This is a genomic window from Cryobacterium sp. PH31-O1 (assembly GCF_030063455.1).
GTDB lineage: Bacteria > Actinomycetota > Actinomycetes > Actinomycetales > Microbacteriaceae > Cryobacterium.
The window spans coordinates 267,898-290,481 of record NZ_JASITB010000005.1; the positions used below are offsets into that span (position 1 = coordinate 267,898).

A 22,584-nucleotide genomic window follows, 5' to 3' on the forward strand; every position below is an offset into this window, starting at 1 on the left:
GGTGCGGTTAGGCTTAACCTTTTGCCCCACTGGAGAAAGTGACGATTATGACCGACCCCAGCACCGTCTCAAGCACCGATGAAACCCATCTTCGCCACGCCATCGACGTGGCTCGTGCCGCTCGAGAGGTGGGCAATCATCCGTTTGGGGCCATTTTGGTCAGCGGCGAAGACATCATCATTGAAGGCCAGAACACCGTCGTCACCCTCGGCGATCCCACCGGTCATGCCGAGACCAACCTGGTGCGCATTGCTGCGACCCTCCTGGCTCGTGACGCCCTGCAATCGAGCACGCTCTACACGAGCGCGGAACCCTGCGCCATGTGTTCCGGGGCTATCTACTGGGCTGGCATCGGTCGGGTGGTCTATGCGCTACCCGGAGAAGAACTTGCCGCCATGGTCCCCAGTCAGGACGGCGCGGCAACCCTGAACCTGCCGTGTCGCGAGGTCTTTGCTCGCGGCAGCAATACGATCACCGTGGCCGGGCCGGCCCTGCTCGCGGAGGCCGCCGAAGTACACGCCGGCTTTTGGGATGCCCGGCGGTAACTCTCGCGGGCGCGGGCGCCGCACGGGTCGGATACGAGAACAGCTACGACCAGATTCTCGCGGCCCGCGCCGCGTTCTTTTGCCGCGCTTCCAGCGCCTGCTCCATCGTCACGGCAACGAAGCGAGTCTTGGTGCCCGGAGAACAGCGAGCGACGAGATCCATGTCGGCGGAGATGACCGTGGCGACCATGGCGTATCCCCCACCCGATACAGCATCACGGTGCAGAATGATGGGCTGGGTGCCGCCGGGAATCTGAATAGAACCAACGGCATACCCCGCATCAACGATGTTTGACGGGTCCTGCCCGGCACCAAAAGGCTGTTTCCGGTCTTTCCATTCCACCCCGGGTCCGCTGTAGCGAAGCCCCATGCGGTCGGCGACCGGGGTGAGCACCCATTCGCTGTTCAGCAGGCTGTCGAGCCCATTCGCCGACAGGTTGTGGTCGTAGAGCCCGAGCATCACGCGCACGTTAACGTCTTTGGAATACACTGGTCGGTCGACCTCTGCGATGGCGCTAAGTTCGGCCAGGCCATTGTCGATGCTGGCGCCCACCGGCACGCGGTCCCCCACAGCGATGGCGCGGCCCTCCATTCCGCCGATGGCACCGATCGGATACGTGGAACGCGACCCGAGGACCTCGGGCACATCGATGCCGCCGTGCACGGCAATAAAGTACTTGGTACCGCCCTTGATCACGCCAAACTTTAGCTCGTCTCCCGCTTTCAACGTCACCCGTTCGTACTCCGGCACGCTTTCGCCGTTCACGTAGATGTCAACGGGAGCGCCGGTGACGGCGATTACGGCATCCGCTTCAGTCACCAGTTTGGGACCGATGTAGGTGCACTCCAGCACCGCTTCCGCCACGGTATTGCCGACTAGGCGGTTAGCCAGCGTTGCAGCGTATTGGTCCATTGAGCCACCCTGTGGAATTCCGAAACGGTAGTAGCCAATTCGACCCTGGTCCTGCACCGTGGTGGAAAGACCGGGTTCGAGAATATTAAACGCCATTGAGTGCCTCCAGAAGTGATGCGTTATAGCCCTCGGTGTCGGCCAATGCCGCTTTCAGGTCGAAAACGACCGGTGCCTGCCGGTACCGAAACGTTCCGGCGTCGACCTCTGCGCGGATGCGACCGTACCCGATCTCGTCGATGGGGGTGAACTTTACGATGTCGCCCGGCTTGAAGAAGATCATGAAGTCCGAGAAATCTTCCAGCGCCTGGCTCGGGTCAAAAATAGGAGCGGCCGCGACACCGAACATCTGGTAGCCGCCAGCGCCTCGCACCGAGTAAATGCAGCTGAAGCAGCCGCCGTAGCCCACGGTGAGGGGCGGGGTGTCGGTGCGCGGGCTCAGATATTTGGGTACCTCGAGCTGCTGGTCGCGGTCAACCAATTGGTAGAGAAACGGCAGGCCGGCCACAAACCCCACCATGGAGACCAGCCACGGCGACTCGTGGTGTCGTTTAATGAACTCCTCGGCGTCGGCCAGCCCATTCACCTCGGCCGCATAATCCAGGTCGTTGCCTTCGGGCCGCTGGTGATAGCCCTCCCGAAACCGTGCTCCCGTTTCGTTCGTGTACGGGTCGTTGTACCACACGGGTATTTCGATAATGCGGGTCTGGAGTACCTGTTCGTTGGATGCCCGCACCTCACTTTCACAACCGCGCACCGTGCGTTCAAGCTCCTGCCAGTCCAGAACGTCGGGGTCGAACCGCACCAGCAACGACGCGTTGGCCGGGCAGATATCCACGATGCCAGAAAGGCCCCTGGCCTCGAGCGCATTGGCGATACTGTTCGAGATGAAGTTTGCTTCCAGGGACATGCCTTCCGCGATTTCGACGAACAAGAATTCGTCGCCGCCCCAGGTATAGCGGGCCGTGGTCTGCTGCTTCATTCTTTAGCTCCCAACGCGTCGAGAAAGGATTCGATGTATTTGGTGTGGTGCTTAACCTCGGCGAAGTCCTGCAAGGTGACAAGGGAGGAGAGCAAGCCGATGGTGGTGCGCACGCCGTCTATTGACGCTTCGTCGAGTGCGCGTTCGGCCCGGGCGATGGCCAGCTCTCGCGTGGGTGCCCAGACGATGATTTTGCCGAGTAGGGAGTCATAAAATGGCGCCACCGTCTTGCCCGCAATAAAGCCGAAGTCGGATCTCACCCCGGCTCCCCCGGGCAGGTGCATGGTTTTGATCAGGCCGGGGCTCGGCATGAACTTGTTATCGGGGTCCTCGGCATTGATGCGAAATTCAAGGGCGTGCCCTGAAAACTGGATGTCATCCTGAGTGAGAGCGAGCTTTTCGCCCGCGGCGATGCGCAATTGTTCCCGCACCAGGTCGAGGCCGGTGATGGCCTCGGTAATGGTGTGCTCCACCTGAATGCGTGTATTCATCTCGATGAACGCCACTTCATGGCTGGTCGGGTCGTAGAGAAATTCCACGGTGCCAACGCCCACATAATTCGCCTGGCGGGCCAGTTGCACCGAAGTTTCGCGCATCCGCTCTCGCACAGCGTCGGGCAGCCCGGGAGCGGGGGCTTCTTCCAGAATTTTCTGTTGCCGGCGCTGCATCGAGCAGTCTCGATCGCCGAGGTGCACGTAGGTATCACCGTCGCCAAGAATCTGCACCTCAACGTGTCGAGCGTTGGTGACGAACTTTTCGAAGTACACGTCTGAGGAGTTGAACGCACCCAGCGCCTCGGCTTGGGCAATTTCCACGATGCCACGCAGTTGGGCTGGGTCTTCCACCAAACGGATGCCACGCCCACCCCCACCGGCGCTCGCCTTGACGACCAGTGGAAAGCCGATTTCGGCGGCGATCGCCTCTAAATCGTCGCCCTCCTGCAGGGCGGACTCGGTGCCGGGAAGGGTTGGTACGCCGGCATCGATGGCAGCTCGGCGGGCCCGGGATTTGTCACCCATGAGTTCGATAGATTGCGGCGACGGGCCGACCCAGGTCAGCCCCGACTCGATAACCTTTCGCGCGAACTCTGCGTTCTCCGAGAGAAAACCGTAGCCGGGGTGCACGGAGTCAGCGCCGCTGTCGAGTGCTGCCTTCAGTATCGCTTCGTGGTTGAGGTAGCTGAGGCCGGCCGGTGCCGGACCGATAATAATGACCTCATCGGCGAGGTCAGCGGCAAAGGACGATTTATCAGCCTCGCTCACCACCGCCACGGTGGTGATGCCCATTTCTCGGGCGGTGCGAATGATGCGAACGGCTATTTCGCCGCGGTTAGCAATAAGAAGTTTCTGCATGGAGTCTTCCAGTGAGTCGAGTGAAACGTTGGAAAGGCGGGTGGATGCCGGGGGGGGGCAGGGAGGGACTACTACGTGTATACGTGATTGCTACGACGTGATGGCTATAACATCACCGGGGTTGACGACTCCGAAATCTTCAATTTCGAATCTTTCCAACTTGCCATCGAATTCGGCTCGTACCTCGCTGAACTGCTTCATGATCTCGACGAGACCAACGGTCTGTCCGGCTGACACCGTGTCGCCTTCGTTCACGTAGGGCTCCTTGCCTGGGCCGGGCTTGCGATAAAAAATGCCGGGAAGCGGAGAAATGATCTGGTGGCTCATAGGTTCACTTTCGTCGGAAGGTCGACGTGAATTCACGCCATGTGGGTGAAAAGTTCTCGGCACAGCTGTTGCTTTATAGGTTGCGGCCGAGCGCTCCCGCGACCGCCCTGGCAACAGCAGGCGAGTTCGGTGCGTCTGAATGCACGCAAATACTACCGAAATCAATGTTAAGAACGGTGCCGTCTTCGGCCAGGACTGTACCGTCCTCGAGCACGCGTCGCACACGTTCACACGCCCGGTCCGGGTCGGTCTGTTCCGGGCGCCGCAGAATGATGAGACCACCAGCGGCGTTGTAGTCGAGATCCACATACAACTCGCCCACAAATTTCGCGCCACTGCTGTCGGCAACGCGCTGGTGCGCACTCCCGGCGATGCCGAACAGCGGCACATCGTACGACTTGGCAACGTTGACGGCACCCTGCATCAGGGCATCGTCGCGCGCCAGCATGCCAAACAGCGAACCGTGCGGCTTGATGTGATTCAGCGGCAGGTCGTACTTACCGAGGAAGGCCACGAGTGCTCCTACCTGGTAGCGAATAAGAGACTCCACCTCATCCGGCGTCAGTTTCATCTCTCGGCGTCCGAACCCGACCAGGTCGGGCAATCCGGGATGGGCCCCCACACGCACGCCGTGCTCCTTGGCGAGCGCCACCGTCGTATCCATCACGTCGGGGTCTCCGGAGTGAAAGCCGCAGGCGACGTTGGCAATGTCGATCAGGCTCATCAGTGGCTCGTCATTGCCAAAACTGTGAATGCCGAGGGACTCGCCCATGTCGGAATTAATCGTAATGTTCGAGTTGGTACGCACGTCGTCCATGTGTCCACGGTACGGGGCACGCGCGCTCCCGCCCAGTAGGCAGTTGCACTAAGGTTGCAGAAAACTTTGTGCACAAGACCGAAAGTAGGGCGCCGCCCATGCGCGTAGTCGACTTGATTCTGGAACGTTCCCTACAACTTCTGTTGCAATCCCCCGCTTCGGAGGCGAGTTTGGCGATAGAGGTGAGCGGATGTGCGCCAACCGAGCTGATGGATCCCACACCATTTCTCGATCCATTCTCCCTCCTGCTCACCAGCGGAATCGGCATGAACTTCTCTGATGAACTCACCTGGGATGCGTTTGTGGAACGTTTGGTCGCTGTCCCCGTGTGTGCCATCGTCTTCGCCACCGGAATGGCCCATCGCGTGCTTCCGCCCGGGTTGATCGCGGCCTGCACCCACCACGATGTTCCTCTTCTTGAAGTACCGGCGGCCGTTCCTCCGCTCCAGGTCAACCGCTACATCGAAAGTGTCATGCAGGCCGAGCGCCTCGCGGTGGTCAACCGCGGCTGGACCCTGGCCGACGAGTGTGCTCGCTTAGCCAATCAAGATGCCGAGGTCGTCACCCTGCTCGCTACCGTCTACAACGTCATCCAGTCGCCCCTGGCCGTTTACGATGCCTATGGCATGGTTATCGCGCAGTATCCTGCCCTGGCCACCTGGACGTCGGGCGTACGCACCAAACCACAGGTCGGAATCCTCAATATTCCGTTGCCGATGGGCCTGAATAATCCGTGCCGGCTTGCCATCAGGGAGACGCATGGTGAGCAACCACTCGCTTCGCTCCTTGGTCCGGTCGCGTCCATTATTGCTCTGCAGCTCAACCGCTCGGTCACGGTAGATGCCAGCCGCCAGCAGGAAATCAAGAGTTTTGTGCTCGCCTGCGAATCGTGGGAGGAAGCAAGCCATCTTGAGGTTCGCAAGGCATTTCAAGACATTGGACTGGATCCGCGGGTGGAGACATCCGTTTTGGTTGCTGACATGGGCGGTGAATTTGCCTCGACGTCGTGGCAATTACGCGTTGCCCTGCACGAGAAATTTCACACCGTGCGCGTCACCGAGTTCGCCGACCGCCTTGTGGCCCTCACGCAGAACCCGCGCGATGACTTTGCCGGAGTGGCCGAGCGGTTACTGCACATTCATGATCGGCAACCTCTGGTCCTGAAAAGTGCCACCCCGAGCCTGTTCGAGTTGCGCTTGTCGGTCGTGCACCTGCTGCAGCTGGTTCAACACGCCGATCGCCCGCAGCTCGCGCCGGAGTTGGGCCTTTCCGCTGTGGTGACCGCCACCGCCGGCCGCGGCGCCAGGGAGGCAGCACGCAAGCTGCTCGCGCCCCTCCTCGAGCACGACCAGAAACGTACTGGTCCCCTTCTAGAAACGCTGCGCGCCTATCTCGACAATGATGCTCAGCCTTCAAAAACCTGTGCCGCCCTGTTCATTCATCGCAATTCCTTAAACTACCGGCTGCGCAAAATAGAAGCTCTGCTCCGGTTGAACCTGAATTCGGTCGAGGGTCAGGCCACCTGCTTGTTTGCCCTGCGCCTGGTCGCCGTGAGCGAAACCTACGTGAACGAAACCTAAGCGGTCACGTCAAACGGCGTGGAAGCGCCGAAGCACTTCCACGCCGCTGGCGTGAAATGGATTACGCGGCAGAGGTGACCAAGGCGGTCTTTGACGACGTCGAGTTCCACAGCGTTGCATACACAGCGGATGCCACCACAGCGGTCAGGATCGGACCCCACGTGGCGCCAACCCCGGCAAGATCGGCGTTGAACAGACCCAATTGCAGCATGATGATGCCGGCCAGTGTGGCAACGATCCACGCGATCAGGCCCGAGTTGTTGAATCTGCGGTAGTGCACGTCCTCCAGCATGCCGTGCTCCTGCGCCCGTCCCCGGGTGATGAGGATGTGCGTCATGGCGATAGCAACCCACGCAGTGACGAGGACCCCCTGCCAGGCAAGTGCCAGCAAAATGTATTTGACGATGGGCAGGAGCATCAGGAGAAAGATGATTACTGACGAGGTCAAGACCCAGACCAGGTTGGGCATCTTAATGCGGAACACCCGCTCGCCGAACGATTTCAGGTTGGCCGCGCCCAGGTAGTAGTTGGCCGTGTTGATGCGGGTTTGGGAAACAAAGACCACGATGAGTCCGAGAATTCCCATCATCGACACGATGCCGCCAGCAATCCCCGTCTCCGAGGCCTCCAGCCCGGGAATGGTGAAGGTGAGGAAGATGCCGACAAGGGCGCTGAAGCCGTACGCTAGAAGGTAGAACACCCAGCCGAAGCTCCAGCGTTGGTGAAATTTGGTGTCTTTGCGCTTGCCGAGAGAGGCGTAGTCGATGGTGAACATCATCATGATCCAGACGCCCATGTACGCGGCGAAGGTGGCGAGCCAGCCCGGTCCGCCCATGGTGACGGCCAGCCCGGTATCTGGCTGCTGGGTGAGCCAGGTGCTGCTGAACCCGTACTGCACACCCGCCCACACGACGGCGGCGACGAGGCCACCGATGTACACCGGGAGCAGCACACCGTTGAGCTTATCGAGGAACCGGCGTGCACCGCCCAGAATGAGCGGTGTGGAATATGCCACGACGATGAGGTACCACATCCACATCTCGCCCCCGAAGGCTACCTGGAAGGCGTAGGCCACAATCGACCCCTCGAATACGGCGTAGTAGATAGCGACCAGGGCGAAGATAATGGTGGCGATGGCCGACCCGGCGGTACCGAGAATGGTGCGTGAAAACAGCGCTACGGTGGTGCGATTATTGATGGCGTATTTTGACAACACGCGGTTGATCAGGCCGTAGGCCACGATTGTCAGGGCCAGGCCGATCAGCGCATCCTTGGTGCCATAGGCCACGGCCAGGGCAGCTCCGATGTAAACGAAGAACATGGCACTCGCGACGCCGTACCAGGCCATCGACAGCGAGCCCTTGGTCATCTGGTCTTCGTCGTTACCCTCACGGTAGAGGGCGTCGGTCGCCTCAACCGTGTTATTGCTGCCGGTCAAATTCACGTTCACTGTGTACCTCCACTAGGGCCGGTGACGACCGGCAAAATGTTTCGTGATTGGTGACGCCAACTACTCTGATTGACTACCGGAGCGACCGCGTCGTTGTGGTCGCCGCCGCTTTTGAAATCCGTGGCCGATTGGCATTCTGCAAGTATGTGAAGCCCCTGTGGATTGCGGCCAGTAGGCAAGTGCCAGAGAATATGCCCCGAAGTTGTGCAGATGCACTGGCACGTGCCGTACTCGTGAAACCGGCTGTGCGGCTCTATACCTGTGTTGCTGCCTAGACGACCGGAAGCCAGTGGGAAGAGGAACGACGTTCCATCAGTGCTCGGTGCTCTTGGGTGGTCTGCGCAAACAGCTCGCCCGTGCCCCAGTCGAGGATTACTCCGTAGCGACGAATCACGTCGAGCATGTCGAGATCACCGCTGATATACCGCGCCGACACCTGCTCCGGGTCTTCCGCCAGCCAGCCCAGGCGCTGTTGCGCGATGTCCCGGCGAAGTGCAACACTCGCCTCCTCATCAACCACGTAGTCGTCCAGGTCGGGATCGATTGCCGTGATGACGACGCCGTAGTCTTTCGCCGCACGCCCGAGCGAGACGTAGCCGTCAATGACATCATCGAGAACCTCAGGGTAACTGCGTTCGAGCGGGTCCCCGTAGCCACCGCCGCCAGCCGACGGCCGCACGAACGAGTCGCCCGACTGCACGGGAACGGAGGAGAAATTGGAACCGAGAAAGCGTTCCCCAACTGTGCCCTTATTTAGCCAGACTCCGTGCGGAATCGACGGCAGGCCACCCTCGATCCCCCAGGTAATGGAACGCGCACGGTCACAGCAGTAACTCATGACGGCGTTCTGGGCGTCGGTGAGCATGCCGCCCTTTTCGATACCGACACCGCCGCGAAAACGACCGGGGCCGCCTGAGTCCATGCCGATCTGGTGCATTGAAGTCAGCACCGGCGACAGGCGTTCCTGGCCCTCCACCGGCTGAACGGCGAGCCCAGCACCGAAGACGGGAGCGGTAGCGCCGCTGCCGTCCTTACTCGCGCGACCACCCCAGCCACCGGCCATCCAGTCGTACCACATGAAGTACGGGCTCTCCTCGGTGCGACCGTCTTTACCGCCGACCAGGAGATACTCAAGGTTGAAGGCACAGGCCATTGCCCGCTCGGGCATAATCTTCGACCAAATCTCAAAGATTCCGTTCATGAGCTTCTCATATGGGCCGGAGCAGAATCCGGTCACCGCGTTCGGCCAGCCGGCGTTCACGACCGTTCCCTCCGGTCCGATGTCGGCGGTGACCGCGGCGTAGAAGCCGGAGTTGAGCGGAACATCCGGAAAGAAGGTTTTCGTTCCGGCATAGATGGCCGAGAACGTCGTGCCGTAGCCGGAGTTGAGGAACGTCGCCACGACGGGAGCTGAACCGGCGAGATCGTAGTGAATACCGTTGTCATCAATGGTCAGCTTGATTTTGATCGGCACCAGTCCCTCGTCTTTACCGGGGTCGTTGTCCATGTAGTCCGTGGTTTCCCACACACCGTGGGGCAGCGTTTCCAGGCGGCGTCGAACCGTGCGTTCCACATAGTCCTGGGTCTCCTGCATGGCGTGCTGCACGGTTGCCTTGGAGTAGCGGTCGACGAGCCGAAGAACTTCACGTTCGCACACGGCGGTGGCTTCAGACTGCGCGTGTAAATCGCCCATTGCTTGGCGCGGCGCCCGGGTATTCGAGACCAGCAGTTGGGCAACGTCGTGCAGAAACTTACCGCGGCTCCAGATGCGCACCGGGGTGATGCGCAGTCCCTCCCCGAAGTGTTCCTTGGCATTCACGTCGAACGAACCGGGAACGTTGCCACCGATGTCGGCCCAGTGGCCCTTGTTTTGAGCGAAGGCGATGACCTCGCCATCGGAGAAGATCGGGCGAATGAAGCTCACGTCGTTGAAGTGGGTTCCACCACGATACGGGTCATTGATAGCGAAAACATCGCCAGGGTTGATGTCCGTTCCGAATTCCTCAAGCACCGCCTTGCACTGAAAGTGCAGGGTTCCCACGTGCACGGCAATATCACCGCTGCCCTGCATCACAGTATTTCCGGCGGCATCGCACAGTGCCGATGAGAAGTCCCGGGAATAGATGACGAAGGAGTAGCAGGTGCGAAGAATCTGCTCACTCATCAGGTCGACGCTCGTAGCGAATGCGTTTTTGAGCACTTCAAAGGTCACCGGATCCAGGGTCCCGGTGGGCTCCGGCACGGTCGTGGTGGCGACTGTTTCAGACATCAGATCTCCTTCAGGTGGATGAGGATATTCATCCACTCGTCTATTACGGCGGTGGTGTGAGGCGGAATCACGGTGGTGGAATCGAATTGATCGACAATGGCCGGGCCGCTAAACATGGCGCCGGCGGGCATGTTGTCTCGCTCAAACACCGGGGTGTCAATCCATCCCAGCTCCCCGAAGTACACCGGACGAATTTCGCGAGGTGTTCCCGGATCGGCGTTGAGTTCCACGGCCGGTTTAAAAGACGGTTTGGGAGTTTTTCCAATGGCGGTGAGGTGCAGCTGATAGACCTCCACCGGCTGGTCTTTCTGACTGAACGCGAATTCACGTTCGTGTTGCTCGTGAAAAGTTTCCACTGCTTCGGCCAAAGCACTGGGGCCCGAACCGATGCCGACCGACAGGGAACGCCACTGGCCCAGATAGCGCATGGAGATCTGCCGCTGCAACAGGGCGTTCTCGTCCGCGACGCGCTCCTGGCGCAGGCGTGCCATGGCCTCGCTTTCCAGCGACGTGTACAGACCTTCTAACTCATCGGTGTCGGCATCGGCGGCGATCCCCGTGAACATGGTGGACAGGTCGTGACGAATGTCGACGAGCAAGCAGCCCAAAGCGGATGCCACACCCGGGTTAGGCGGAATGATCACCGTAGGAATGTTCAGCTCCCTGGCCACCTCCGCCCCGTGCAGGGCTCCGGCCCCACCAAAGGCAACGAGTGCAAAATCGCGGGGGTCGTGCCCGCGACGGATGGAGACCAGCCGCACGGCATCCGCCATGTTGGCGTTGGCTACCTGAATCACTGCGTGTGCCGCCTCGGCGTCAGACATGTTCAGCGGGCCTCCGATGACACTCTTGATAGCCGTCGTTGCCAGATCCTTATTCAGGTTCTTCGCACCTCCGGCCAGCGACGTGCCCAAGCGACCGAGCACCACGTTGGCATCGGAGTTCGTGGGTTGGTCACCGCCGGTGTCGTAGCAGGCGGGGCCGGGATCGGCACCAGCGGACTGCGGCCCGTTTCGGAGGGAGCCGGCAATGTCGATGTAGGCGAGGGAGCCGCCGCCAGCTCCGATCGTGAGCACATCAATGCTGGGGAAAATGATGGGGTGGCCATACTCCACCTCCCACTCCTTGGTTATACGCAGTTCCCCGTTGCTCACCAGGGCAATATCGGTTGAGGTGCCGCCCATATCGAGGCCGACAGCATTTTCGTAGCCGCACTGCTGGGCCACGTGCTTGGCCGCGATTGCACCGGCCGCAATTCCCGAGGCCGCGAGGCGCACCGGGTACCGCTCGACCATGCGGGGTGTCATTGATCCACCGCCCGAATGCAGCACGAGCAGGTCGCCCTTGTAACCGCCGGCTTTGAGCTGGTCGGAGAGCCGATTGACATAGCCGGATACCAGCGGGGCAAGGACGGCGTTGGCGACGGTGGTGTTGAATCGGTCGTGCTCAAAAATCTCGGGCAGAATTTCAGCGGATGTCGACACGGTCGCGTTGGGCAGTTCTTCCTCGAGAATTTCCCGCATCCGAACTTCATTCTGTGGATTCGCGTAGGAGTTCATAAAGCACACCGCCACGGTGTTCACATTGCGTTTACGCAACAGCTGCGCAACACGGCGGGCATCCGCTTCATCGAGGGGCAGGACGGTGTTGCCGGCATAGTCGATTCGTTCCGACACTTCAAAACGGTCTCGACGTCGAATGTAGGGACCGGATACATCTTTGTAGGCGTCCCACAGGTCATCTTTGGTGCCATCGCGAATTTCGATGACGTCGCGAAAACCCCGGGTGGTCACCATGGCTGCGGGTGGAAAATTTCGGGTGATCAGCGCGTTGGTGGCCACGGTCGTTCCGTGGGAGAACAGCGTGACGTTGGCGAGGTCGATGTTGGCCCTGGCAACACCGTTCATGACGGCGACCAGCGGGTCATGCGGCGTCGATGGGACTTTGGTTACCCGGATCTTGTGCGATTCCTCGTCAAATATACAAACGTCGGTAAATGTGCCGCCGACATCGACGGCAACTCGGACTTGCGACATTGGTTGTCCTCCGGACTGTTTCAGGTTGTGGTCAAGTATGGGTACGCTTTTCGGCTCAGTCACTGGAGACTGTGCAAGTCTTCCGGCATTTTTTTGGATAAACTCCAAAGCATCGCTACTTCTGCCGCACGTCGTCGTCTGGACCACACCGACGGCTCGATCGAACGCTGAAAGATTTGGAGTCAACGTGGCAATCACCCTCGGCGAAGTCGTCAGTCAAGCGAGCCTCGGACTAATCGCCATCGTGCCAGGTGACGGGCGCAGCGCTGTTCTCGGCGCGCGAACGAGCGAACTCGGCGACCCTGGGCGCTGGGTTGAACCGGGTACGATCATGCTCACTACCGGGCTCCTCTTCATCGGCCATGAACGTGACGAAGGCCAGGCACTGTCATTGATCAGGAACATGCGTGAGGCGAAGACCACCGCGATGTTTTTCGGGGTGGGTGTGCATTTCGATGAGGTGCCACCGGCGCTGGTCGTGGCTGCGCGAGCAGAAAATTTTCCCCTCTATACCGTGGCCGCCGACGTGCCATTTTATGCCATTGAGAATTTTGTTAACCAATCCAAACTCTCCGCGGATGCTTACCTGCTCCGGCGGGCGGGATGGTTTATGAACGAACTTCTGCAAAGCATGTCGGCAGACCAGCCAATCGAGGCGCTGATCGCGAAGCTGGCTTCTTCCTGTCGTGGCTCAGCCGTGCTCTACGAGGACTCTGGACGCGTCGTCGCCTCGGCGGGCGAGGGCCCCATCCGCCTTATGTGGACGGAAATGCAGCGGTCGGGAGGGGTGCAAGACCGATTCACCGTTGGCCGTTGGGATGCCATTGGAAAGTCGCTGGTGCTGCGGGGAAAGACCTACCGTCTTGTTCTGGCCAGCCGCAATTCCACCATGCTTGATGACCTCGGCGATGTTCTTCTGCAGACTACGCAACGCCTCTTGGGCGCCATTAATGGCATCACGCAAATAGGGCTGTCACGCGAACTGTATGAAAATGCGCAGTTGCTGGTCGCTTTGCAAGATGGAATCTCTCCATCGCGCGAACACCGCTATTGGAATCGCATGAACCCGTTTCGATTCACCGCCTACGAGCCCCTGAGGGCCGTAGCTATTTCGACCCCCTCTGGTGATCCCGCCCCCAAGCACCTCATCGAAGGATTGCTGCAAGAAGCGGCGTTAGTGGGCCTCGGCCTGCTTCTCGATGAGAATGGCGGGGGGTCACGAACCATGGCCAGCATTCATGCTTTGGTGTCCAATTCGGCCGTCCTGCCTGAGTGGCTCAACCTCGCCGGTTCTGAACTCGTCGTCGGCGCCTCGGAACCCTTCAGCGAACTGGCCAGCACTCCTATGGCCTTTCGAGAGGCCGAAACGGCGCTCGAAATTGCCCGGCGCCGCGCGACCCAGACCGACCGGCATCCGGGAGCGCAACGCAGCGTGGTGCGCCTCGACGAAGTAGACCTCGCCAGTTGGCTGTTGGCTCGTCGTGAGGCGCCTCAGCTTGAAGACAAACTTCGCAAGTTCATCGCCACCCTCAATTTGGATAGCGACCTCATTGGCACCCTGATCGTGTATCTCGGCCTGGATCAGGACGTCGGGCGAAGTGCCCGGCATCTTTTTGTACATGCCAATACGATTCGGTATCGGCTACATAAGTGCGAGGAATTACTCGGGAAACCGATCAGCGATACCGCCACCGTCGCTAACCTGTACCTGGCCTTTCAGGACCAAATATTGGCCCTCCAAGACCGCCTAGAATATCAAGGCGAGTAAATCAGGCGAGTTTTTCGACCTCGACGAAGACGACCGTGCGGGTGCCGCGGTTTTCCACGGTGTGCTCGGCACCGGAGGGGCGCGTGTAGCTTTCTCCAATGCGAATGTCGGCGACGATCTCGGACCCGTCGGCGTTGATCACGTGCATGGTTTCATTCACGAGAGGCACGACCACATATTCATGTTCATGTACGTGCATGGGAATGGCATCGCCCGGTTCAATCGTCCACTTGGTGGAACGAAAAATTCCGTTGTCAATTTGCGTTGTGCTGGACGCCATTGTTTTGTCCTATCGTTTGATTGATATGCAAGCGATCCTATCGACTCCTCCGCGGCGGTCCCTGCCGTCTGCCCGTCGCGTGCGCCACCTCTCGGCCACCAGAATTGGGTTTCTTGCCGAGCGAAATAGACGACCACCTGCCCCGTAAATTCGTCACAGTAACCACGGCGCGGTACAGAATTGTTATCAACTTGGCACTTTTTGCGTAGTTTTCGTCTTTTCGGGCGGCTTTTTTTGATAAAACGTGTGCACATCGAGACCGGACTTGCTACATTTGCCGTACCGATCCTTCAAACGAGTAAAGCGTCGGATCTACACAGCCAGCCTCAAAGGGTTCACAACGGAGTGAGAGAAGAAGGTTCAGCATGCGAAATCACAAACTGAAGCGACAGCTAAGCGTGGTAGCTCTTGGCGGAGTAGCCACCCTGCTCCTGGCCGGTTGCGCTGGCGGAAACGACGCCGCACCGGTGGCGGATCGAGATCTCGCTGCCCCGGTAGCAGGCGTCATAGCGGACGGAGTCTTTGACGGTGTCACGCTCACCTACGCGGCCTCCGGCGGTATCTTTCAAGATGGCCAGCGTGATGCGGCGTGGGATCCGTTCGCAAAAATCTCCGGCGCCAACTTTCTGCAGGACGCTTTCGACGCCGGCAAGCTCAAGGCCATGGTCGATAGCGGTAACGTCACCTGGGACATCACCAACGCGACCCAGTTCGACACGGCGCGCGGCTGCGGAACGCTCTACGAGGAGTACGACTACTCACAGGTAGATATTTCAAAGGTTCCCGAGGGAACCATCACCGACAAGTGCATGGTGCCCAACATTCTTTATGGCCTCGTCGTGGCGTACAACACCGACGCGTTTGGTGATAACCCCCCCACGAGCGCCGCCGACTTCTTCGACACCAAGAAGTTTCCGGGCAAGCGCACGGTCAGCCAGTCTCCGTACGTAGACCCGCAAACAGTAGAGTTCGCCCTGGCGGCAGAAGGCAAGGACGTCAACGACGTCACCGTTGACGACATCGACGTGGCCTTCGACAAATACCGCGCCCTCGGTGACGACGTTATCGGCTGGACATCGGGCGCTCAGGCCCAGCAGCAGTTGGAATCGGGCGAGGCCGTTATGGGCTTGGTATGGTCGGGCCGTGGCTACGGCGCGGCTGCCGCTGGCGCACCGGTGGCTCCCATGTGGGACGAGTGGATGATCATGGTCGATTCGACCGCCGTTCCCAAGGGTGTCAAAGACCCGCAGGCGGCCTTCGCTGCCGTTAATTTTTACCTCGGCGCGGAACAGCAGGCACGCATGACCGAGCTCACCTCGTACGGCCCGGTGAACGTTGATGCAAAGCCGAAGGTTGACGCGACGTTGGAGACCTGGCTGACGACTGAACACCTGAAGACCGGAATCGCTCCGAACATCGACTTCTGGGTGGAAAATTACGACGCCCTGTCGACCGCATGGGCCAGCTGGGTTACCGGAAGCTAGACGGCATGGCTGATACAACGACCACCCACGCCCGGAGCAAACGCTCCGCTCCGGGCGGTGACACAGCGAAGCAGGTTCGAGAGCCAAAGAGTTGGCGCCCGTTTCTGCTGCTGATTCCAGCGTTCGTGGTCGTCTCGTTCTTCTTTCTGGCACCGCTGATTGATGTGTTCTACCGAAGCATCAGCGATCCAACGCTGGGCGTTCAGAACTACGTATGGCTGTTCACCACTCCTACCAACATGGTGGTGGCCTTTCGCACCTTCGCCACGTCTCTACTCGTAACGATCGTCTGCCTGCTCATCGCGTATCCATATGCGTACCTGATGACAGTGGTCAGTGATCGCACCCGAAATATGCTGCAGCTTTTTATTATGCTGCCGCTATGGACCAGCATTTTGGTGCGAACACTGGCGTGGCTGGTTCTCCTGCAAGACACCGGCCCGATAAACGGCATCCTGGAGGCGGTGTTTGGAATCGGGCCGCTGCCGCTCATTCGAAGCACATTTGGCGTGGCCCTGGGTATGTCCCAGGTGCTCCTGCCCTTCATGGTGCTGCCGATCTATTCGGCGCTGGCCAAGATCGACAAACGGTTACTGCCCGCGGCGGCAAACCTGGGGGCTCGGCCTGTAACGGCCTTCTTCACGGTGTACCTGCCGCTGTCAAGGCCGGGGATATTTGCCGGATCCGTCACGGTTTTCATTCTGGGGCTGGGCTTTTACATCATTCCTGCGCTGCTCGGTTCGTCAAAGGAAATCATGATGTCTGCACTGATGTACCAGCAAATCAGCGGTTTTCTCTTGTGGGGACACGGCACGGCTCTGGGCATATTTATGCTCGCTACGACCATTGTGGTTTTGGCGCTTTTGGGTCGCGCCTCTAAGGGAACAAACCTATTCGCGGGGCGTGGAAAATGACGCTCAAACGCGCGCTGGGTGCGCTGGCTGTTCTCACCGTTCTCTGGTTGCTCCTGCCTACGCTGGTCATCATTCCCATGTCGTTCAACTCTGCGGCGTCGTTCAACTTTCCCCCGCAGGGGTTCTCCCTGCAGTGGTACGAGAACTTCTTCACCGACCCGTCTTGGTTACGAGCATTGGGTTCCTCCCTTCAGGTGGCGCTCATCACCATGGTGGTGGCAACGGCACTGGGAATCATGGCGGCCATCGGCCTGTCTAAGGTGAAATTTCGCGGAAAGGCTTTGCTGGAGAGTTACTTTCTCACACCATTAATCGTTCCGGGCATTGTTATCGCTATCGGGCTGTACTCACTCTTTTTGCGATTCAACCTGCTCGGCACCCTTCCCGGGTTCGTGCTCGCCCACACCGTGGTGGCCCTGCCGCTGGTCATCATCAACGTGACGGCTTCGCTGCAGGGCGTCGACCCCAAATTGGAGCAGGCCTCGGCCACCCTGGGCGCCGGGCGGCTCCGCACGTTTTTCAGCATCACCCTTCCCCTCATCATGCCGGGGGTGACAGCGGGAGCACTTTTCGCGTTCGTCACCTCCTTCGATGAAATTATCCTGTCGCTGTTTATTCAAAGTCCCCAGTTGCAGACGTTGCCGGTGAAGATTTATAACAGCGTGACGCAAGCCAGTGATCCCACCGTCGCTGCCGTTGCCGTCATCGCTATGCTCACGTCTGTGCTGGTCATGCTCACCGCACAATTTGCTACCCGCAAGAGAAAGCGAGCTTCGGTATGAGACCGGAAAATACAACCTCCGCCGTGGATCAAAACGAACAAGAACTCCGGCAACTGCACCTCAATACCGAGGTCATAAGCGTGATCAACGACGCGGGCATCAGCCTTCGCGATGTCACGAAACGCTATGGCAACAAGGCTGTCGTCGACAACATCAATCTCGTTATTGAGCCAGGCGAATTCATGACCTTTCTCGGTCCGTCTGGCTCTGGCAAAACCACAACACTGAATATGATTGCCGGTTTCGTGTCGGCCACGGAAGGCCTGCTGCATATCTACGGTAAGCCCGTCGCCAAGCTGCCCGCCCATAAGCGTGACATCGGCATGGTTTTTCAGAACTACGCTCTGTTCCCGCACAAGACCGTTGCCGAGAATATCGCTTACCCGTTGGACCGTCGCAAGATCGCGAAGGCAGAGCAGAAAATTATGATCGCCGGCGCGCTCGAAATGGTGCGCATGGGAGAATTCGGCGATCGCTTTCCGACCGAGCTATCGGGCGGCCAACAACAGCGGGTTGCTCTGGCTCGGGCGCTCGTCTACAAGCCTCGCGTCTTACTCATGGATGAGCCGCTCGGTGCCCTCGACAAGAAGCTGCGAGAATGGCTTCAAAAGGAGATCAAGCGCATTCACCGCGAGGTGGGGTCGACGTTTGTGTACGTAACGCACGACCAGGAAGAAGCACTGTCGCTGTCTGACCGAATAGCGGTCTTCAATAATGGACGCATTGAGCAGGTTGGCTCTCCGGCAGACCTGTATGAAAAGCCCGAGACACTCTTTGTCGGCCGTTTTCTTGGCGAGTCCACGGTACTGTCCGGTGCCATGGTCAGCAGCGCTAACGGTGAAACCGTGTTGGATATCTCCGGACACGCAATTCGCGTTCCCGGCAGGCTCGACTCGGATTCTCTGGCCATACTCATTCGTCCAGAAAACATCACGCTCTGTGACGAAGGCACCGCACCCGCAACCCTCGACAGCAATACCCTGCCGGTCACCGTGCTGGATGCCAACTATCTCGGTTCGTCCTGGCGCTGTGAGGTAGAGCTGCCAGACGGTAGCACGGGCACTGTGCGTGCGGCTCAGGCCTCCGGGGTGCGCGAACCCGGTAGTCGAGCCTGGATGAGATGGAATGTTGAGTGCGGAGTTCTTCTCGAGGACACCGGCGACGAGGGTGCCTCGCTCACCTAGTCCGCGACGAAGGATAACCGCAGTGGATGCTGCCAGGCCCCGGTGGGGCCTGGCAGTTCTATTTGGTCAAGGAGCCCGACACCAGGTGCGCCTCGCGCAGTCCACTCTCGATGGCACCGTCGATGAAACCACCCCACAGGTCGGCGGTGTCGCAGCCGGCGAAGTGCAGCACGCCATCCGCTTGCTGCAGTTCGCGAAGATCACGAGTCAGCTGGCCCGGGCGATGCGTCATCCAGGTATTCTGCGAGAGCGGATCCTTCATCCAGTCATGCGCTGCCACCCCGATCACCTCGAGGTCGTCCCGCCACACTCGAAGCGCGTCCTGAACCTGCTCAACACTCGTGAGATCAAGAGCACTGTGGTCGGCGCCAAAGCCAACCAAAATCGTGTGGTCCTCCTCCACGAACTCACTCTTCAGTACGGAGATTGCGTGGTGCCCGGAAGCGTAGGCGAAGAACCGCGGCAGGCGACCGCGCACCTTGATCCACACCTTGAACCCCTGGGATGCCACGCGCTCACGGTTAGAGCGCACCCACGCTTCTGGAAGGGCGGGAGTGACTGTAATAGTGTTCACGGCGTTGATCGGGAGAGTCATGACGACTCGTTGGGCCCGTAATTGGTGTCCATCGGCGAGGGTGACGACAGCCCCGGTGTCATCATGGTCGATAGCCGTCACGGTTGATTCCAGCCGAATATCACCGCGCACATCCGCGGCGATGGCAGCGGTGAAGGCAGACATTCCACCAACGACGCGGTAGGTTGCAGACGCTTCGTGCATGAGCGGCCAGTGCCCGCCGACCGCACTCGCCCAGCGCAGCGCGCTCGAAAGCCCCACCTCGTTCAACGGAGCATTCACGTGTCCCACCCACACTGATTCGTTCGCCGAACGTGCTTCGTCATCCAGCTCGAGGTCATCCAACCGCTGCTGAAGCGACTGCTGGTCTTGTTCATGGATTCCCCCGACCGTGGGATCGACGGCCCGAGGAATCATCATCAACGCATCCGCTACTATTTGGCGCTGTCCGTCATCGATGAGGTCCGTAAATTCCGCGAGGGTACCCTTGCGAAGCGCCGCACCGGAGCCAAGCCAATACGCTTCCTCGGCCATGGGACTGCGCACTATCTCTCGGCCGTACCTGGTCATTTCTGCCCAGACGTGCGGTTGTACCCAATGCACCCAGGTGCCACCGAGTTCGAGGTCGTGGCCGAGGGCAGGTGCCGTCCAGGTTCGACCGCCGACGCGATCGCGTGCCTCGAGCACGACCACGTTGTGGCCCGACCGGCCAAGTTCTCGTGCGGCCACCAGTCCGGCGAATCCGGCTCCAATAACGACGACGTCTGTAGTTTCCACGGTATAGCTCCTGACGTATTTAGGCGATGGCCGCAACGGCCGCAATGGCACTGGCAGCTCGGTACCCGGACTCGACCGCGCCATTGAGCGACTGTTGAAGTCCGGTGTGTTCGCCGGCGATGGCGACCAAGCCCGCCGCAGTGTCGAACGCCGAAGCGTCTTCGGGGCGCCAGGCGAGGGTGGGCGCCGAGTAGCAGCCCCCGGTCCACTCGTCGTTGGTCCAGTCGGTCAATAGCACGTCTCCATCAATGACCAGTTCCGGGCGCATCCGCCGAAGTTCGGCTACCCAACGGTCAGCTCCGTTTGCTGTCTCCAGCGCAGCGAGCGTGCTGTGCCCCCCGGCAAAGCAGGAGAGCGCCGGGATGCGCCCTTCACCATCGACCGACATTGACCGCCATGACCACCAGGCGTGATCGGCATTCTGGAGCGCCATATCGGCGTCGACGGCCGATAGCGGAACACCAAGTTTCGCCGCCGTGCCCATCGACCGGTGTTTAAGGGCCGCCCGCTGCGCTGCTGGAAGCTCAAACCCCAGCCTGAGGGTGCGCAGGATGGGGAGCGGTACGGCCAGCACGGCGGCGTCGCCATCGATGGTACTGCCGTCGAGCAGGGTCACTTGAACACCTGTCTTTGACTGGTCAATCGCCCTGATCGGAGATTCCAGCCGCACGACCGGCCCGAGCAATCGGGCAAGTTCGATGGCGAGCGATTGGTTGCCCCCGAGAAAGCGGCCGCCATCCTCGACGTAACCTCCCGCGGCTGAGGACTCGTGCATCAGCGCCGCTTCTGCACTGATCAAGGCAGCATCGCCAGCCAGCGACGTGGACATTCTGCGATAGGCCGGATGAGCGTGAAAATTTGCCCCAACGGTTGCCCGGAAAACGTCGTCGACGGAAGCGTTCAGCACACCATCGGCGAGCATCTCGGAGAGCGTGGCAAGGAGTCGATCGGTGACGGCGTTGAGTTCATCGAGGCTGAGATGAGTGCCGTTGACCGTTCTCCGTGCGTATCGCACGTTGTGCGTAAGTATCGGTACCCGCACCTCTGCTGACAGGTGTCGAATGGCGAACTCTGTGGGAAAGACATACTCGCCACCACGCTCGGTGAGCTGACCGTTGTCCAGAATCTCGGACCAGGTGCGGCCACCGACCCTGTTACGGGCTTCCAGCACCACCGGGTCATGCCCCTGCTGACGAATTTTCCACGCCGCGGTCAGCCCCGCGAGCCCGGCACCAACAACAATGACCTTCATGATTTCCCATCGGTACGCTGCACGAGGCGCGGCTGCCTAACCGGGAGCAGATGAACCTCATTGTTGAAACTATTTCACAAAAAATTGACGGTTATTATGTGAGATCGTATCTAAAAAACAGCTTATTTGATACAAAATCCCCAGAATTAGGGCAAGAAAGGGCGAATATGCACGCGGGTATGGCAGAATACCGTAACCCTGATTGTGAAACGAGGCAAGAGTGACCGACACCTTCGGCACCTCCGTTGTGCAGGACCATGTTATTGACCAACTGCGTCGCAACGGCCGTGCTTCGTACTCGTCTATTGCGCAGGAACTCGGACTAACCAGAAGTAGCGTCTCTGAGATCATCAAAACTGTGGTTGACAGCGGACAGCTCCGATTCACAGCGAGCGTCAACCCACGCATGTTCGGTTTCAAGGTTGAGGGACACCTCCACGTTATCCTGCGGGGCGACGCCACGGCCCTGTACGAAGAAATGGTCAAGTCTCCCCTGACGACCTACGTCTCCACCACGACCGGCGAGGCAGGACTGTGCATCCAGGTGCGTTGCCGTTTCGAAACAGAGCTGGTTGAGCTGCTCTCGCTCATTCGCACCCACAGCGAAGTACTCTCCATTCGGGTACACCGCTACGAAAACATCGAGCACAATATTTACGCTCCGACTCTGCGGGCGGAGGAGCAGTCCTCCCTCGACGAAACCGACATGCGCCTCATCGAAACGCTCGAACAAGATGGACGCGCCCCGGTGCGTGTGCTGGCCGAGGCGCTGCACCTGCCGGAAAGTTCAGTGCGGCACCGAATGACGCGGCTCATTGACGGCGAGATCATTCGGGTGGTCGCGGTACCACAGCGAGATTTTGGCCGCGCCCACACCTTTGCCCTCGGCCTTGGCATTCGACACATTGCTGATTCGCAGGTCGGAGTGGCAGCGCTGACGCGGCTGGGTGTGGCGTTCTTTGCCACGACAACGGGTGATTTCGGAATCATTGCCACGGCCGTGTTCAACACCCTACGAGAGGCAAACGATTTTACGGATGAGCTTCGCGGCGAACCGTGGGTCGTCGGTTTGACCACGTGGATGCATCTGCAAATCCTCAAAGAGGACTACAGCGTGGCCGAGTATCGAAACAACCAGCAGCGTTAACGGTGAAGTCGCGTGCGTACATGAAGCCGTAGTCCTGGGGGTCACGCGGCTCAGTGGCGCCGGCGGCGAGGGCCTTCACGAGCGTGGCGTCGACGTGTTCGCGGGAGTCTCGACTGAAGGCAACCTGCGTCATCGCTGTGGTGCTGGGATCGCC

At 59.7% G+C, this 22,584-nt stretch carries 19 protein-coding genes; 8 read left to right on the forward strand and 11 right to left on the reverse strand.

What is annotated here, in order from left to right; genetic code table 11:
- Nucleotides 1-47: 47 nt before the first annotated feature.
- The gene (locus QMK31_RS12385) at nucleotides 48-545 is read left to right on the forward strand and encodes a nucleoside deaminase (RefSeq protein ID WP_283501251.1); all 498 of its coding nucleotides are present in this window, start codon (nucleotides 48-50) and stop codon (nucleotides 543-545) included.
- 43 nt (nucleotides 546-588) lie between these two features.
- On the opposite strand, the gene QMK31_RS12390 is transcribed toward QMK31_RS12385, so the two are convergent.
- The 5 genes from QMK31_RS12390 to pxpA all read right to left on the reverse strand — a co-directional run bounded on the left by QMK31_RS12390 (nucleotide 589) and on the right by pxpA (nucleotide 4,933).
- On the reverse strand, nucleotides 589-1,554 hold the full coding sequence (locus tag QMK31_RS12390) for a 5-oxoprolinase subunit C family protein (RefSeq protein ID WP_283501252.1): 966 nt from the start codon (nucleotides 1,552-1,554) through the stop codon (nucleotides 589-591).
- Nucleotides 1,544-2,437, reverse strand: coding sequence for a 5-oxoprolinase subunit B family protein (locus tag QMK31_RS12395; RefSeq protein ID WP_283501253.1), 894 nt, complete (start codon nucleotides 2,435-2,437; stop codon nucleotides 1,544-1,546). The genes QMK31_RS12390 and QMK31_RS12395 overlap by 11 nt, the downstream gene beginning before the upstream one ends.
- Nucleotides 2,434-3,789, reverse strand: coding sequence for an acetyl-CoA carboxylase biotin carboxylase subunit (locus QMK31_RS12400; RefSeq protein ID WP_283501254.1), 1,356 nt, complete (start codon nucleotides 3,787-3,789; stop codon nucleotides 2,434-2,436). The genes QMK31_RS12395 and QMK31_RS12400 overlap by 4 nt, the downstream gene beginning before the upstream one ends.
- A 90-nt stretch (nucleotides 3,790-3,879) precedes the next feature.
- Nucleotides 3,880-4,116 (reverse strand): acetyl-CoA carboxylase, encoded by a 237-nt coding sequence (locus QMK31_RS12405; RefSeq protein ID WP_283501255.1) that lies wholly within the window; start codon nucleotides 4,114-4,116, stop codon nucleotides 3,880-3,882.
- A 73-nt stretch (nucleotides 4,117-4,189) separates the two neighbouring features.
- Complete coding sequence (pxpA, locus tag QMK31_RS12410) at nucleotides 4,190-4,933, reverse strand: 5-oxoprolinase subunit PxpA (protein ID WP_283501256.1); 744 nt, start codon at nucleotides 4,931-4,933, stop codon at nucleotides 4,190-4,192.
- A gap of 98 nt (nucleotides 4,934-5,031) precedes the next feature.
- On the opposite strand from pxpA, the gene QMK31_RS12415 reads away from it, so the two are divergent.
- A complete protein-coding gene (locus QMK31_RS12415; RefSeq protein ID WP_283501257.1) occupies nucleotides 5,032-6,513 on the forward strand; it encodes a helix-turn-helix domain-containing protein in 1,482 nt (493 codons plus the stop codon).
- A gap of 61 nt (nucleotides 6,514-6,574) precedes the next feature.
- Here QMK31_RS12415 and QMK31_RS12420 read toward each other — a convergent pair whose 3' ends face one another.
- The 3 genes from QMK31_RS12420 to QMK31_RS12430 all read right to left on the reverse strand — a co-directional run bounded on the left by QMK31_RS12420 (nucleotide 6,575) and on the right by QMK31_RS12430 (nucleotide 12,268).
- Nucleotides 6,575-7,963, reverse strand: coding sequence for a purine-cytosine permease family protein (locus QMK31_RS12420; RefSeq protein WP_283501258.1), 1,389 nt, complete (start codon nucleotides 7,961-7,963; stop codon nucleotides 6,575-6,577).
- Nucleotides 7,964-8,234: 271 nt separating this feature from the next.
- Complete coding sequence (locus QMK31_RS12425) at nucleotides 8,235-10,232, reverse strand: hydantoinase B/oxoprolinase family protein (RefSeq protein ID WP_283501259.1); 1,998 nt, start codon at nucleotides 10,230-10,232, stop codon at nucleotides 8,235-8,237.
- On the reverse strand, nucleotides 10,232-12,268 hold the full coding sequence (locus QMK31_RS12430; RefSeq protein ID WP_283501260.1) for a hydantoinase/oxoprolinase family protein: 2,037 nt from the start codon (nucleotides 12,266-12,268) through the stop codon (nucleotides 10,232-10,234). The genes QMK31_RS12425 and QMK31_RS12430 overlap by 1 nt, the downstream gene beginning before the upstream one ends.
- A gap of 187 nt (nucleotides 12,269-12,455) precedes the next feature.
- On the opposite strand from QMK31_RS12430, the gene QMK31_RS12435 reads away from it, so the two are divergent.
- Nucleotides 12,456-14,036 (forward strand): helix-turn-helix domain-containing protein, encoded by a 1,581-nt coding sequence (locus tag QMK31_RS12435; RefSeq protein WP_283501261.1) that lies wholly within the window; start codon nucleotides 12,456-12,458, stop codon nucleotides 14,034-14,036.
- 1 nt (nucleotide 14,037) lies between these two features.
- Here the strand turns inward: QMK31_RS12435 and QMK31_RS12440 are convergent, their stop codons facing one another.
- Entirely contained in the window at nucleotides 14,038-14,316 is a 279-nt protein-coding gene (locus QMK31_RS12440) for a cupin domain-containing protein (protein WP_283501262.1), read from the reverse strand.
- Between the two features lie 365 nt (nucleotides 14,317-14,681).
- On the opposite strand from QMK31_RS12440, the gene QMK31_RS12445 reads away from it, so the two are divergent.
- From QMK31_RS12445 to QMK31_RS12460, 4 genes are read left to right on the forward strand one after another with little or no spacing between them, the layout of a single operon-like run.
- A complete protein-coding gene (locus tag QMK31_RS12445; RefSeq protein WP_283501263.1) occupies nucleotides 14,682-15,800 on the forward strand; it encodes an extracellular solute-binding protein in 1,119 nt (372 codons plus the stop codon).
- Between the two features lie 5 nt (nucleotides 15,801-15,805).
- On the forward strand, nucleotides 15,806-16,714 hold the full coding sequence (locus tag QMK31_RS12450) for an ABC transporter permease (RefSeq protein ID WP_283501264.1): 909 nt from the start codon (nucleotides 15,806-15,808) through the stop codon (nucleotides 16,712-16,714).
- Nucleotides 16,711-17,496 carry an ABC transporter permease gene (locus tag QMK31_RS12455; RefSeq protein WP_283501265.1) on the forward strand — a complete coding sequence of 262 codons (786 nt, stop codon included), beginning with the start codon at nucleotides 16,711-16,713 and terminating at the stop codon, nucleotides 17,494-17,496. The genes QMK31_RS12450 and QMK31_RS12455 overlap by 4 nt, the downstream gene beginning before the upstream one ends.
- A 23-nt stretch (nucleotides 17,497-17,519) precedes the next feature.
- Nucleotides 17,520-18,680 carry an ABC transporter ATP-binding protein gene (locus tag QMK31_RS12460; protein WP_283501266.1) on the forward strand — a complete coding sequence of 387 codons (1,161 nt, stop codon included), beginning with the start codon at nucleotides 17,520-17,522 and terminating at the stop codon, nucleotides 18,678-18,680.
- 58 nt (nucleotides 18,681-18,738) lie between these two features.
- Here the strand turns inward: QMK31_RS12460 and QMK31_RS12465 are convergent, their stop codons facing one another.
- Nucleotides 18,739-20,031: a flavin monoamine oxidase family protein gene (locus QMK31_RS12465; RefSeq protein WP_283501267.1), complete on the reverse strand. Its 1,293-nt coding sequence runs from the start codon at nucleotides 20,029-20,031 to the stop codon at nucleotides 18,739-18,741.
- 19 nt (nucleotides 20,032-20,050) lie between these two features.
- Nucleotides 20,051-21,283 carry a flavin monoamine oxidase family protein gene (locus QMK31_RS12470; RefSeq protein ID WP_283501268.1) on the reverse strand — a complete coding sequence of 411 codons (1,233 nt, stop codon included), beginning with the start codon at nucleotides 21,281-21,283 and terminating at the stop codon, nucleotides 20,051-20,053.
- A 220-nt stretch (nucleotides 21,284-21,503) separates the two neighbouring features.
- Here QMK31_RS12470 and QMK31_RS12475 point away from each other — a divergent pair, with 220 nt between their 5' ends.
- Nucleotides 21,504-22,430 carry an Lrp/AsnC family transcriptional regulator gene (locus tag QMK31_RS12475; RefSeq protein ID WP_283501269.1) on the forward strand — a complete coding sequence of 309 codons (927 nt, stop codon included), beginning with the start codon at nucleotides 21,504-21,506 and terminating at the stop codon, nucleotides 22,428-22,430.
- The last annotated feature ends 154 nt before the right edge of the window (nucleotides 22,431-22,584 follow it).